The organism is Streptomyces tardus (assembly GCF_018101125.2).
In the GTDB taxonomy this organism is placed as follows: Bacteria; Actinomycetota; Actinomycetes; order Streptomycetales; family Streptomycetaceae; genus Streptomyces; species Streptomyces tardus.
This window is the reverse complement of the sequence record NZ_JAELVF020000001.1, coordinates 4,139,902-4,153,359: the sequence shown is the minus strand read 5'-3', so window position 1 is coordinate 4,153,359 and position 13,458 is coordinate 4,139,902. Positions and strand designations below refer to the sequence as shown.

Below are 13,458 nucleotides of genomic sequence, written 5' to 3'. Positions count from 1 at the left end.
ATGGAGCCGCTCACCCCCGACGACCCCACCCGCATCGGTCCGTACACACTCCTCGGCCGGCTGGGCGCCGGAGGCATGGGTTCGGTCCACCTCGGACGCTCCAGCGGCGGCCGTACGGTCGCGGTGAAGCTGATCCGGCCCGAACTCGCCGACGACGAGGGGTTCCGCGCGCGTTTCAGGGCGGAGGTCGCCGCCGCGCGCGCCGTCTCCGGGGCGTTCACCGCACCGGTGGTGGCTGCCGATCCGGACGCGGAGGTGCCGTGGATGGCGACCGCGTTCGTGCCCGGCGTCTCGCTCCACAGGGCGGTGACCGACCACGGGCCGCTGCCGGAGTCGGCGCTGCGTTCGCTGCTTGCCGGGATCGCCGAGGCACTGGTCAACATCCACGCGGCCGGTCTGACCCACCGCGACCTCAAGCCCGCCAACGTGCTCCTGGCGCTCGACGGACCGCACGTCATCGACTTCGGCATCGCCCGCGCCGCCGACGGCACCGCGCTGACGGTCGCCGGCGCGGTGCTCGGCACCCCCTCGTACATGTCGCCCGAGCAGGCGCGCGCCGCTGAAGTCACCGCCGCCTCGGACGTGTTCTCGCTCGGTGCGACGCTGGCCTTCGCCGCACGCGGCCACGGGCTCTTCAGCTCGCCCGGCGAACCGCCCCTGAGGGTGCTGCGCCGCGTGGCGGAAGAGGAACCGGACCTCGCGGCCGTACCGCCGAGCCTGCGACTGACCGTCGCCGCCTGCCTCGCCAAGTCCCCGCAGGACCGGCCGACACCGGATCAACTGGTGGAGTTCGTCCAGCAGTTGGCGGTGCGCATCGACCCGGGCAGCTGGCTGCCGCCGGCGATCGTCACTGCGGTCGAGGAAGCGGCGAACGTGATGACGCCGCGCGGCACCGGCGCGGACGCGTCGGCGGACGCGTCGGGGAGCGCGTCGGGGAGCGCGGCAGGCGGCGCGGGTGCTGGCGGCGCGTACGGAGGCGGCGCGTACGGTGCGGGGCCGGCGGGAGCGCACGGACCGTCCGTACCCGGGGCGGTTCCGCCACACCCGTCGCAGCCACCCACCTCGCCGCCGGAGTCCGGCCGGCCCTCGCCCTCCCGGCGGGCTCTCGTTCTCGGGCTCGCCGCGGGCGCGGTCGCACTCGTCGGCGGCGGTGGCGCCGCAGTGGCGCTGTGGCCGCGCGACGAGGAGCCCAACGGGCCCTCGGGCAAGGGTGGTTCGTCGTCCAAATCCGGTCTGACCGACCCGGGGCGGTCGCTGAGCACCGAGACCGAGGCGAAACCCCGCTGGTCCGTACCGGTCTCCGGCAACCTGACCGAGATCGGCGGCGACGCCGAGACGGTCGTGGTCGGCGCGGGGAAGCAGATCCTCGCGTTCAGCCGGGAGGGTCGCGCACTGTGGGGTCCGAACCCGCTCGCCGCCGAACTCAGCACCGGCGGCATGGGCGGCAACGCGTTCGCGGTCGACGACAAGCACGTCTACGCCCTGGTGACGGCAGCCTCCGACTCGACCTCCGGCCTCCCCTCCCGCGCGCTCAGGGCAGTCCGGCTCGACACCGGCGAGACCGTCTGGACGGCGAAGGGCAAGACCTCCTCGGTCTCCATGGCCTGGGTGCCCGGAGTTCTCGGCGACACCGTCTACGTACGCGGCGACACCGCCCCGAAGATCGAACTCCCCGACGACCTCTCGGACTTGCCCACTGGATTCCCCTCCGGCTTTCCCACCGATCCCTCCGAACTCCCCTCCGGCCTTCCGACCGGTCCCGCCGGAGGCTCCGGCGGCAGATCGACCTTCGTCTGGGCGGTCGACACCCGTACGGGAAAGGTCGGTTGGGAGCGCAGCTTCAAGAACACCATGATGAACCAGACCTCTCTTCGCATCCCGTCCTCCGGTCGACGTCTGCTCTGGCTGGCCAACGCGGACATGCAGGGCACCTCGCCGCGGATGTCCGCACTCGACGCCGCACGCGGGGGCCGGCAGCTGTGGGAGCAGCCGGCGCCCGGCGGCGGTCACATGTCCGGGGCCGGGCCGGAGGTCTTCATGCGCCCCTGGTTCGACGGCCCGCACACCTCCGCCGGCGGCCACTTCCTCTACTTGTCCAACAGGCTCTACGCGGTCGACCCGGAGAACGGCCAGGTCGCCTGGTCCTCACCCGACCGGATCGTCTACTACGCGGTGTGCGCCAACGCCGACGGCAGCACCGTGTTCGCCGCCGGACCCGACCACCAGGGCAAGGTCCTCGTCCACGCCTTCGACGCCAGAACCGGCGACGTACGGTGGGCCGGCCACGTACCCACGCTCACCTCGGGCTCCGTGGCCATCCGCTGCGCCGACGACACCGCGTACCTGTGGACGAGCGGCAAGGTGTGGGCTCTCGACGAGGAGGACGGCAGAGCGCGTTGGCAGTTCGGCTTCCGCACCGGCACGTCCCCCCTTTCGGAGCCGGTCGCCATGTGGGCGGGCGGCGGCCACCTCTACGGCCCGGGCAACGACGGCCTCACCGCCCTGACGGCGAAGGGCAGCTGACCAACTTGGCTCCGATACGGGCCGGTTCGCCAACAGCCGCTGCTGCACGCGCTGTTGAGTGGCCGTCAGTTGCTTGCCGCCGGGACCGCGTTTACCCGCGATAGGTCTCCTTCCACCGTCGGCGGTGACGGCGGTCCCCCTGCCCGGAACCGTTGATCGGCAGCAGCTCCGAGAGCGGGCTGCCGGTGTTCCACTGGCCGAGCAGGTCGCGGTGCACGGCGAGCACCCCGTGGCGCACGGCAAGCGCCATCGCGGGCTTGCTGAAGGTGCAGGTCGCCACGAACACCGCCACATCGGCGCCGTGGTGCAGATAGGCGGTGCCGACGAACTTCTGCATATCGCCGCTGGGCACGTACCGGTGCGGCGCGTAGTGCTTGCACTGCACGACCAGACGCCGCCCGTCCGGCAGCGTCGCGAGTACGTCGGCCCCCAAGTCGCCGGATTTTCCGCTCACTTCGACGTCCCGGCAACCGTCGCGCCGACAGAGCCACGCGACGTAGCGCTCGAACTCCTGCCAGCTCATCGCGTCCACCTCGGACAGCGATCTGCGGCCGGCCTCGCGCACCTCCTCGTCCCTGCGCGCCCGCTCCCCCGCACGCAGCAGCCGATCCGTCCGCCACAACCACCACACCAGCCCGCCGGCGGATCCACCGACCACAGCCGCCAGCAGGTACGGCCACACCAGCGACCAGTTCACCACCAGCACGGCGAGCCCCACCGCCGCCACCAGTGCCACGTTCCGACGGGCCTCACGCCGACGCCTCGCCGCCGACCGCCTCCTGCGCTTCGCAACCAACCAACTCTCCGCTCTCACCGCCCGGTTGCGCACATCCTCACCAGCTTCGAACGGCCGGGAAAGGCCGCAGATCCGGCCGCGCGAGGGACGTTCAAGCCACCCCGGCGGCAGCGTCACCAAACCCGTCGCACAGCGCCGGATCTGAACATCCGCAAGAAGCCGTCGTCCGGCGCCAAGCTCCGCGGCACCCTCAAGAAGGGCAAGTCGATCTGCGGCACACCGTCCAAGGCGGGCAGCCGCTACACCGCCTGCGGCAGGACCGGCTCGAAGTGGGTGTGCTTCGCGCACAAGACCAAGGGAGAGGGCTACGTCGTCGCCACCTGCCTCAAGGGCCGACCGCTCCGGAGCACTCGCGCTCCACCGCGTCGCCGTACCTGCCGCACCAGCGCGGTACGGCGACCACGGACGACGCAGCACCCACCACATCCCCGCCCCGAACCCGCCCGCACACCAACTCGACCCGACCGCCACCGATTTCACCGAAGTCGACTGCGCGGCCCGGCCGCGCCACGGCGTGCCCGCCACGGGGCGACGACCCCCACCGAAGGAGAGACGCAGATGACGTTCAGACGGAAACTCGCCACCGTCCTCACCACCGCGACCCTCCTCACCACCGGCGCCATCGCCTCGGCCGGCACCGCAACAGCCGCCGACACCACGGACCCGCAACCTCCGCCGTCGTGCCACTTCTACGTGGCCATGACGGACACACACATCCGCACGGTCCCCTCGACCACAGGCACAAGCCTCGGCACCCGTAAGAAGGGCACCGACGTCTGCGGATCGAACCCGGCCCCCGGCGACCGGTACACGGCATGCGATCGTGCTTGGTGACCGCGGCTACGACCACGACAAGTACCCCCGTCTCGTCCGAGCCCTCGGCGTGAAGCCGGTGATCGCCCGCCGTGGGACCGGGCACGGCTCGGGACCGGGCGCTCAACGCTGGGTCTGGAGCGCGCGTTCGCCCACCTGCCCTGGTTCCGACGGCTGCGGATCCGCTGGGAGATCCGCGACGACATCCACGAAGCGTTTCTGACCCTCGGCTGCGCTCTCGTCTGTTGGCGGCAGCTCGCCTCCTCACCCGGACACTTGAGGCGGCGCGTCTGATCGCCGCCTCGATCCTGGGTGACGAGCAGCGCGCCGAGGTTGTGACGGAGCTTGCGAAGGCGCTGATCGCCGGGCCTGCTACTCCGAGCCACACCCGCACGTCCGGCATCAACCGGGACTGGACGAGAGCAGCAGCACGAACAGGGCAACGGGCGAGAGCAACATCGTCGACACGTGGGCGAGCAGAGCTTTCGGCATGCGCAACACGGCGAAAGACGCCGCACCCACCACCAGCCAGCCGAAGTACAGCTTCCCGGCAGACTGCCAAGCAGCGGTCTCCTCGGCCCGGGTTGTCGGCTCCGCACCAATGATCCCTATGGACATCAGAAGCAGCACGGCACACACAAGCAGGTCACCGAGAACGACGATCGCAGCCGCGGGCCCGCTCGCCAGCTTGGCCTGGCCCCAGGGTCGTACAGCACTCATAAGGTCCGGAGCATACCCATGCCCACAGCGGGCCCGGCAGTCGAGCACGCTGAGCGCGGTGTCCGGTCGATGTGCCGTGCACGCGGTCGAGCCCTCGGCGAGCACGCACCCAGCTGCGTCGGGCTGTCGCCTCTGACTGCCCTTTCGTTGGCGAGTACCGAGCGATTCGCGCTCGACCTGAGGTCATCCGTCATCTCATTTGGGTTGGGAGGTCCAAAGCGCGCACCACCGACAACCGCGCAGCGAAACGGCCGTGGGCCGTGCACGGCCCGGATCAGAGCGAACAGCCTCTGATCCGCGAGCTTCCTGGATGTCGAAGTACTCCATGAACACGGCCCTGACCTGAGTAGATGAGTACTCGCAGAGAGTCTGGTGCACAACCGGTGCACACGGCGGGGAGGCTAGCGACGGGTGTGGCTGTGCTGGTGCCGGGGCGGTGTCTCCGGAATGCCTTGGTGCACGGCAATCCCACTTCGTTCGCGATTGTTGAGTCCGTGCGAGTACACGGAGTTCCTGAGCGGCAGCGCACTGGCCCCCAGGATCGGGCTTCAGGTCCAAGCCTTCGCTTGCGGCTCCCAGATTCGTTGCGTGGCGGTGCCGGTGAGGAGCGGGTCGGCGAAGTCCGCGACGAGGGCGACCAACTCGGTGAGGTTTTCGGGATGGTTCTCGGCTGAGGGACCCTGGCGACGCAGCCAGGCGGTGTACGGAGCTTGACGACGCGTCGGCAGGTCGGTGATGGCGCTGCTGAGTGGGCGCAGCTGGATGGCTCGGTGTCCGGCGGTCGCGGTGAGGGCATCGATGAGTTCGTTGCCGTCGAGACGGTGCCGGGTGATCAGCTGGTAGAGATCTGCGTAGTCGCGGTCCCGGGTGTTGAGATCTCCGAGAGCGACGGCGGTGGACAGCTTCTCCGCGACGACGGTCGCGATCGGGTAGCCGTAGAGCGGGAAGGGCGTTCCTTCCAGGGCCTGCGGGTAATCGATCAACTTTGGCTCGGGAGTGACCGGATCGCCGAAGCTGACGTCGAGTGGGAGCTTGAGTCGCGCCCGGCTGAGACTCGCGGCCATGGTCAGGCGGAGTCCGTGGTATTCGTCGTCCCCACGGATGGGTACGGTGGACAGGCTTGTGGGGTCGAAGGCGACCCCGTCGTCGGCCTCGGCGGCGGCGATGGCCGCGATGCGGCGGGTGATCTCGGCTTCGCCACCGGAGAACGAACGGCCGAGGATGTCGATGTCGCGGGTCATGCGACGGGCGCCGAACTGGGCGAGCAGCAGGCCACCCTAGAGTACGAAGTGCCGGCCGCCCTCGGGGTGACTGCCCAACCGGAACAGGAAGCGTTCCAGGACGTATTCGAGCATCAACTGGTCGCTTGGTCGTCCGGTGCGGCGGGCGAGGTTGCGCAGGTCGTTGTAGATACGCCCGGCGGTTGTGTCGCGGGTGGGGTTGGGCATCAGGCGAGCACCGCTTCGATGGCTGGGCGGATGGTGGACAGGGCACCGAGTGTCTGAGCGGCTTCCTGAAGGTCGGCGACGCCGCCCTGGCCGTGTCGGCGCAGGTAGCGGTTGAGGGCGCTGAGCGCGAGGGGTCTGCCTGCGGCCCCGCCGAGGCGCATGGCGTCCACCACGGAACGTGCGGGGCTGTAGACGGGGACGGTTTCGCCTGGAGCAGCTTCGAACCGGTCCATCGCGTAGCCGAAGGTATCCGCAGCATATTGAGACGTCCGGGTCGCGGGATAGGCGATCGCCGGGCGGTGTGTGCCCCGTGGTACCGCGATGTGCACCTCGTACGGGATGTCGTCGATCAGTTCGTGCAGCGTCAGTGCGGACTCCCCACATACGATCGCGTGCGGCGCCCGGGTGCAGACTGCGAGGACGTCGACGTGGGCTGTCGGTGCTGCGTCGGCCCGACGGTAGACACCCCGGGAGATCTCCTCGATGTCATCGGCGGAGGCCAAGGTGGCCAGATCCCGTGGAGGAAGCCCAACGGCGCGAGCCTGGCGCGAGGTGAAGGTCGGAGGCAGGCCCGCCAGGCGTTGCATGAGTCGGTCAGTGGGCTTAAGCATGTACCAAATTCTACCCAGGTCGACCTGAGATGGGGAGGATTTGGTACACGCGCCAGGATGCAAGGCGGTAGTCGCCCCCGCTGTAATTACCCTCCGTGATTATCCGTCGGATGCCCCCCACGGTCGGCAGCGGACTGCCCCCTTTTCGTCCCAGTTTGATCTCGGTGCACTGTCCGGGTGCGCACCAGGCGGATCGAGCGGGATCGCGGCACCGATACGAAACCGTCGGTGCAGGTCAGCGAGTCGCTGACCTGCACCGACGACAATAGCTCGAACTGCGTTTTCACAGGTCAGAGGCTTTTAGATGTCGAAGTAGAGCTCGAACTCGTGGGGGTGCGGGCGGAGTTGCATCGGGGCGATCTCGTGGGTGCGCTTGTAGTCGATCCACGTCTCGATGAGGTCGGTGGTGAACACACCGCCGGCGAGCAGGTACTCGTGGTCGGCCTCAAGGGCTTCGAGGACCGCCGGGAGAGAGGTGGGGACCTGGGCGACGTCGGCGTGCTCGTCGGGGGCGAGCTCGTAGAGGTCCTTGTCGATCGGCTCCGCCGGCTCGATCTTGTTCTTGATGCCGTCGAGGCCCGCCATCAGGAGCGCGGCAAAGGCCAGGTACGGGTTGGAGGACGGGTCCGGGGCGCGGAACTCCACGCGCTTGGCCTTGGGGTTGGCGCCGGTGATCGGGATGCGCATCGCGGCGGAGCGGTTGCGCTGGCTGTACACCATGTTGACCGGGGCCTCGAAGCCCGGGACCAGGCGGTGGTACGAGTTGATCGTCGGGTTGGTGAAGGCCAGCAGCGACGGGGCGTGCTTGAGGATGCCGCCGATGTAGTGGCGCGCGGTGTCCGAGAGGCCCGCGTAGCCCGCCTCGTCGTAGAACAGGGGCTCGCCCGCGGTCCACAGGGACTGGTGGACGTGCATGCCCGAGCCGTTGTCACCGAAGATCGGCTTCGGCATGAAGGTGGCGGTCTTGCCGTTGCGCCAGGCGACGTTCTTCACGATGTACTTGAAGAGCATCAGGTCGTCGGCGGCGGCGAGCAGGGTGTTGAACTTGTAGTTGATCTCGGCCTGTCCGGCGGTGCCCACCTCGTGGTGCTGGCGCTCGACCTCCAGACCGGCCTCCTCCAGCTCCAGGGAGATCTCGGCGCGCAGGTCGGCGAAGTGGTCGACGGGCGGGGCGGGGAAGTAGCCGCCCTTGTAGCGGACCTTGTAGCCGCGGTTGCCGCCGTTCTCGATGGCGCCGGTGTTCCAGGCGCCCGCCTCGGAGTCGATGTGGTAGTAGCCGGCGTTGGCCTTGGTCTCGAAGCGCACGTCGTCGAAGACGTAGAACTCCGCTTCGGGGCCGAAGAACGCGGTGTCGGCGATACCGGAGGAGGCGAGGTACGCCTCGGCCTTCTTCGCCACGTTCCGCGGGTCACGGCTGTACTGCTCGCCGGTGATCGGGTCGTGGATGAAGAAGTTGATGTTGAGCGTCTTGTCCTTGCGGAACGGGTCGAGGCGCGCGGTGGAGATGTCGGCGACCAGTGCCATGTCCGACTCGTGGATCGCCTGGAAACCGCGGATCGAGGATCCGTCGAACATCAGGTTCTCGGTCGGGTCGAAGGTCTTGGCCGGCACCGTGAAGTGCTGCATGATGCCGGGCAGGTCGCAGAAACGAACGTCGACGAACTTCACGTCGTTGTCCGCGATGAACGTCTTCAGCTCGTCGGCGTTCTGGAACATCCAAGTCCTCCTAGGCCCGCCGCGCGAGGACGGGGTTTGCAGCTCTTTTCGCAGCGCCAGTGCGGTGGCCTGCGGGCTTGACCCTAGGCATACGGGATTTCTCTCGCATGACCCAGTTGTTTCGCCGGTGTTAACCGACGAGCGGCCCCATTTGCCGCCTTTCGGAGAGCCGGTCGGGCTCCCCGTCGGGGTCCGGTCGGGAGTCTTTCGGAAGGTGGTCGGGAGCCGGTCGGGAGCCGGTCGGCGGCCTTTCGGGGAGCGGTGTCCCGCCCTCGACGGCCGCACGCGGCTCGGACCGGGACGCCCGCCACAAAGCCCTGCGGCGAGTCTCCGACCGGCGGCGGAGCACCGCAAGCCCGGGCGGCGTACGATGCCCCGCGCCCCGCGCGCTACCGTGGTCGGGTGGACAATCGGCAGGTACTTGGATCGTGGCTCTCCGGCCCCCGCGCGGCGGCGGAGCAGATGGGCGTCGAGTTCGGCTACCGGGGCGAGCGCCTCGGTCTGCCCCAGGAGGGGCCGGGCTCGGTCGCCGCTCCCGGCCGCCGCATCGCGGCGATCTTCGTCGACTGGTTCCTCTGTCTGCTGATCGCTTTCGGCCTGCTGAGCGGGGGCGAGGCGCAGTCGACGAGCAACTGGACGCTGGTCGTCTTCGGCGTCATGACGTTCCTCACCGTCGGCACCCTCGGATTCACGCCGGGCAAGCGCGTGTTGGGGCTGCGCGTGATCGCGCTGGACGGCGGCCGGCTCACCGTGCCCCGCGTGTTCGTGCGCACCGTACTGCTGCTCCTGGTGATCCCGCCGCTGGTGTGGGACCGGGACGGCCGCGGCCTGCACGACCGCATCAGCGGCGCTGTCCAGGTACGGATGTAGCGTCCGCGACCGGGAGCAGCGGCGCTGGGCGGCGTACCGACTGTCGCCGCCGCACCGGCGCGGGCGAGCGGGCAGGTGCGTCCCTCCGCAGTCCGGACCACCGGGGCGCGCTGGTGGCTCGAACGTTGAGCAAGGGCTTGCCACGAGGTGGGCCGGTGGGCCCGGCACCCTTGCGGTCCTGGAGGCGGAAGAGCAGCTGTCAGGGTGGGCGGAGACAGAGAAGCGGGGTGGGGACGGTCGAACCGTCGCCACCCCGCTCCGCGTCGTGGGTGATATATCAGCGCGGCGGCGCCTTCGGCATCTTCATTCCCTTGGGCATCGGACCCTTGGGCATCGGCATGTTGCTCATCAGGTCGCCGACGGCGCGCAGCCGGTCGTTGACCTCGGTGACCTGACCGCCGGGCAGGACCCGGGGCTTCTTGACGATCGTCTGCCGCAGCTTGCGCAGCGGCACCTGGCCCTCGTCGTTGCCGACGATGATCGGGTGCACCGGCACGTCGCCGAGCAGCCGCGACATCTTCTTCTTCTCCGCGTTGAGCAGACCGCGGACTCTGTTGGGGTTGCCCTCGGCGACCAGCACCACGCCGGGTTTGCCGACGACGCGGTGGATCACGTCCTGGTTCCGGTTCATCGCCACCGCGGGGGTGACGACCCAGCCTCGGCCGATCCGGTCGAGCACCGCTGCAGCCGCTCCCGGTTGGCCCTCCATCTGCCCGAAGGCCGACTTCTCGGCGCGCCGCCCGAAGACGATCGCCGTAGCGAGGAAGGCCAGCAGGAAGCCCAGGATGCCCAAATAGATCGGGTGACCGATCAAGAAACCGATACCGAGGAGCACACCGAAGGTGACCAGGCCGACACCCAGCAGAATCAGACCGATCCAGCGATCGCTCCGCTTGGTCATCTTGTAGGTGAGGGCGATCTGCTTGAGTCGCCCGGGGTTCTCGGAATTTTCCTTCCTCGCCATGGGAAGAGTTTACGTCGCCACCGAAGCACCTTCAGCCGCGGCCTCGAGCACATGCTCGGTCTCGGTCCGCACACGCGCCCTGCTGCGGTCCTCCAGCACGGCGTTCCAGGCGTTTCGCCGGGCCGTCTGCTGCTCGCCGCGCATCAGAACGGACTCGAGAGCGCGCAGCGCCCCGGCGAAGGACGGACGGACAGGAACGGCAGCCGACATGGCGGTGATCCCCTTCGAGGGCACGGGCGGGAGCGGACGGGCGGTACAGGTACGACGAGTGGTGCGGGCGGCGCGGGGTACGGCGGGCGGCGAGTGGTGCGGGTGCGGTGGGGCCGGCGCTGGGCGGAGCACCAAGACCACGGCGCACACTTTGTGTTGCTAAAGCATCACCCTCTGGTGTTACCACCAGATGTCCTCGCGGTCAAAAGGCTCGAAAGGAACTGAGCCGCGCGTCACACCCGGGACACGGCACACCAAGACTGGTGCCCCGCACGCCACTTCGCGCACGAAGGTCACCCGGGCACCGCACACACCACGCATGCGGCACCCGCACGGTCGTGGTGCGGGTGCCGCATGTGTCGCGGTGCAGTACGAGGGAGCGCGGGGCTCAGGCGGCCTCGGTCGCCTCGCGGCGCTCGCGGGCCTGCTTGTACAGCCGGCCCGCGCGGTAGGAGGAGCGGACGAGCGGACCGGACATGACGCCCGCGTAACCCATCTCCTCGGCCTCCTCCTGGAGCTCGACGAACTCCTGCGGCTTCACCCAGCGCTCGACCGGGTGGTGGCGCGGGCTGGGGCGCAGGTACTGGGTGATGGTGATCAGCTCGCAGCCGGCCTCGTGCAGGTCGCGCAGCGCCTCGCTGACCTCCTCGCGGGTCTCGCCGAGACCCAGGATGAGGTTGGACTTGGTGACCAGGCCGTCCTCGCGCGCCTTGGTGATGACCTCGAGGGACCGCTCGTAGCGGAAGGCGGGGCGGATCCGCTTGAAAATCCGGGGCACCGTCTCGACGTTGTGCGCGAGCACCTCGGGGCGCGAGGAGAAGACTTCGGCCAGCTGCTCGGGCACCGCGTTGAAGTCGGGGATCAGCAGCTCGACGCCGGTGTCGGGCATCCTGGCGTGGATCTGGCGCACCGTCTCCGCGTAGAGCCAGGCTCCGCCGTCCTCCAGGTCGTCCCGCGCCACGCCGGTGATGGTCGCGTACCGCAGCTCCATCTGCTCGACGGACTCGGCGACGCGGCGCGGCTCGTCGCGGTCGAACTCGGCGGGCTTACCGGTGTCGATCTGGCAGAAGTCGCAGCGCCTGGTGCACTGTTCACCACCGATGAGGAAGGTGGCCTCGCGGTCCTCCCAGCACTCGAAGATGTTGGGACAGCCCGCCTCCTGGCACACCGTGTGCAGCCCCTCGCGCTTGACCAGGGACTGGAGTGCGTTGTACTCCGGGCCCATCTTGGCTCGGGTCTTGATCCACTCCGGCTTGCGCTCGATGGGGGTCTGGCTGTTGCGGACCTCCAGGCGGAGCATCTTGCGACCGTCGGGTGCGACAGCGGACACGTCCGGCTCCCTCAAACTTTTGATTCTTCGGCTCAGACCAGAGTACGCCCATGGGTCTGCTGGGCATCACCGGCGTCAACCGGCTTTAACAAGGCCCCTATTCCTCGGGATCCCTCGGGATCCCCCGGGCACACCCCCGAGAACTCACTGCCGCTCCCCCCGATGTCGCCCTTCGGCGGCTCCGCGCGCGGTCTCTCGCGTCCGACATCGGCGGTACGGATTGGTAGGGCTACACCGGGTGCACGCCTTCGGGCCGGTAGGTGCACCCGGTGCGGACCGCGCGATGTGTCGTAGGTCATGCGCCCGGGCATTCCCACGCCGTAGGTCATCTGCCGTACGCCCAGCTGTCCATGTCCACTGGTACGTACGTCGTCTGCCCTGGGTAGGTGTCCTACGCAGGATTCCTCAGGCGCACACGACGCTCCTGCGTCGGCTCGGTTCGCCCCGAGAGGTCGGCGAGCCGGACGGTGCGGGTCAGCCGACCCGGGTCAGTTCGACGGACTCCAGCACGGTACGCAGGTGCCGCTCGACGGTCGGCAGCACCTCGTCGATCGGGACCTCGCGGCCCAGCTCGGCGGAGAGCGAGGTCACTCCGGCGTCCCTGATGCCGCAGGGCACGATCCGGTCGAAACCGGTGTTGTCCGGCGCGCAGTTGAGCGAGAAGCCGTGCATCGTCACACCCTTGGCGACGCGGATGCCGATCGCCGCGAGCTTGCGGTCCTCGCCGCGCTGGCCCGCGTTGGAGGGCGCGTACTCGGGGCCCATCAGCCGCGCGTCGTACTCCTCGTCGGGTGCGGGCGCGCCGCCGATTCCGCCGGCCAGATCCAGTGACAGGCCGCCGCGGGCGGCGCGCTGCTCGACCGGGTCGCCGAGCACCCACACGCCGCTTCGCCCCTCGATCCTGGTTGCCTCCACACCGAAGTCGGCGCAGGTGAGCAGCAGTGCCTCCTCCAGCCGCCGGACGTGGGCGACGACGTCGACCGGCCGCGGCAGCTTCAGGATCGGGTAACCGACGAGCTGGCCCGGCCCGTGCCAGGTGATCTTGCCGCCGCGGTCGACGTCGATGACCGGGGTCCCGTCCAGCGGACGCTCGCTGTCCTCGGTGCGGCGGCCCGCGGTGTAGACGGCCTCGTGCTCCAGCAGCAGGCAGGTGTCGGGGATCTCGTCGTCGATCCGGGCGGCGTGCACCTCGCGCTGGCGCTGCCAGGCGTCCCGGTACTCGACCGCCCCGTCGCCGAAGCCCAGATGGACAAAGCGCAGCTCGCTCACGACGGCTCCTCACCGTGCAGTCACACAGGCGCCGCCCGCGGCCGTCCGGCCCGGCCCCGCCTCCTCGTTCCGTCACTCTACGGCGCGCCGCCGGCCGGGCCGTCAGCACCCGAGAAGGGGCAGCTCACACGTATGGATGAATACCCCCGCATGCGGGAGAGGAGCCACTGCGGGCCCGCTACATTCGC

The 13,458-nt window shown here is 69.4% G+C and carries 13 protein-coding genes; 3 read left to right on the top strand and 10 right to left on the bottom strand.

Going from position 1 to position 13,458, the window contains the following annotated elements; all coding sequences use genetic code 11:
* The gene (locus JGS22_RS17765) at positions 1-2,523 is read left to right on the top strand and encodes a serine/threonine-protein kinase (RefSeq protein ID WP_211038174.1); all 2,523 of its coding nucleotides are present in this window, start codon (positions 1-3) and stop codon (positions 2,521-2,523) included.
* A 91-nt stretch (positions 2,524-2,614) separates the two neighbouring features.
* On the opposite strand, the gene JGS22_RS17760 is transcribed toward JGS22_RS17765, so the two are convergent.
* Positions 2,615-3,259 carry a restriction endonuclease gene (locus JGS22_RS17760; RefSeq protein ID WP_443742855.1) on the bottom strand — a complete coding sequence of 215 codons (645 nt, stop codon included), beginning with the start codon at positions 3,257-3,259 and terminating at the stop codon, positions 2,615-2,617.
* A gap of 618 nt (positions 3,260-3,877) precedes the next feature.
* On the opposite strand from JGS22_RS17760, the gene JGS22_RS17755 reads away from it, so the two are divergent.
* Positions 3,878-4,153, top strand: a complete 276-nt coding sequence (locus tag JGS22_RS17755; RefSeq protein ID WP_211038175.1) for a hypothetical protein — start codon at positions 3,878-3,880, stop codon at positions 4,151-4,153.
* A gap of 381 nt (positions 4,154-4,534) precedes the next feature.
* Here JGS22_RS17755 and JGS22_RS17750 read toward each other — a convergent pair whose 3' ends face one another.
* From JGS22_RS17750 to glnA, 5 genes are all read right to left on the bottom strand, one after another.
* On the bottom strand, positions 4,535-4,852 hold the full coding sequence (locus JGS22_RS17750; RefSeq protein WP_211038177.1) for a hypothetical protein: 318 nt from the start codon (positions 4,850-4,852) through the stop codon (positions 4,535-4,537).
* Positions 4,853-5,400: 548 nt separating this feature from the next.
* Positions 5,401-6,120, bottom strand: coding sequence for a nucleotidyl transferase AbiEii/AbiGii toxin family protein (locus JGS22_RS17745; protein WP_268980968.1), 720 nt, complete (start codon positions 6,118-6,120; stop codon positions 5,401-5,403).
* Positions 6,121-6,129: 9 nt separating this feature from the next.
* Positions 6,130-6,300 (bottom strand): hypothetical protein, encoded by a 171-nt coding sequence (locus JGS22_RS26425; protein WP_236073193.1) that lies wholly within the window; start codon positions 6,298-6,300, stop codon positions 6,130-6,132.
* Entirely contained in the window at positions 6,300-6,911 is a 612-nt protein-coding gene (locus JGS22_RS17740) for a type IV toxin-antitoxin system AbiEi family antitoxin domain-containing protein (protein WP_211038179.1), read from the bottom strand. The genes JGS22_RS26425 and JGS22_RS17740 overlap by 1 nt, the downstream gene beginning before the upstream one ends.
* 300 nt (positions 6,912-7,211) lie before the next feature.
* Complete coding sequence (glnA, locus tag JGS22_RS17735; protein WP_211038182.1) at positions 7,212-8,627, bottom strand: type I glutamate--ammonia ligase; 1,416 nt, start codon at positions 8,625-8,627, stop codon at positions 7,212-7,214.
* A gap of 402 nt (positions 8,628-9,029) precedes the next feature.
* On the opposite strand from glnA, the gene JGS22_RS17730 reads away from it, so the two are divergent.
* Complete coding sequence (locus JGS22_RS17730) at positions 9,030-9,497, top strand: RDD family protein (RefSeq protein WP_211038184.1); 468 nt, start codon at positions 9,030-9,032, stop codon at positions 9,495-9,497.
* Between the two features lie 277 nt (positions 9,498-9,774).
* Here the strand turns inward: JGS22_RS17730 and JGS22_RS17725 are convergent, their stop codons facing one another.
* The 4 genes from JGS22_RS17725 to lipB all read right to left on the bottom strand — a co-directional run bounded on the left by JGS22_RS17725 (position 9,775) and on the right by lipB (position 13,270).
* The gene (locus JGS22_RS17725; protein WP_211038186.1) at positions 9,775-10,461 is read right to left on the bottom strand and encodes a DUF4191 domain-containing protein; all 687 of its coding nucleotides are present in this window, start codon (positions 10,459-10,461) and stop codon (positions 9,775-9,777) included.
* A gap of 9 nt (positions 10,462-10,470) precedes the next feature.
* Positions 10,471-10,671 (bottom strand): SCO2195 family GlnR-regulated protein, encoded by a 201-nt coding sequence (locus JGS22_RS17720; protein WP_211038335.1) that lies wholly within the window; start codon positions 10,669-10,671, stop codon positions 10,471-10,473.
* 388 nt (positions 10,672-11,059) lie between these two features.
* Positions 11,060-12,001, bottom strand: a complete 942-nt coding sequence (lipA, locus tag JGS22_RS17715; protein ID WP_211038188.1) for a lipoyl synthase — start codon at positions 11,999-12,001, stop codon at positions 11,060-11,062.
* A gap of 474 nt (positions 12,002-12,475) precedes the next feature.
* A complete protein-coding gene (gene lipB / locus JGS22_RS17710; RefSeq protein ID WP_211038189.1) occupies positions 12,476-13,270 on the bottom strand; it encodes a lipoyl(octanoyl) transferase LipB in 795 nt (264 codons plus the stop codon).
* Between the last annotated feature and the right edge of the window lie 188 nt (positions 13,271-13,458).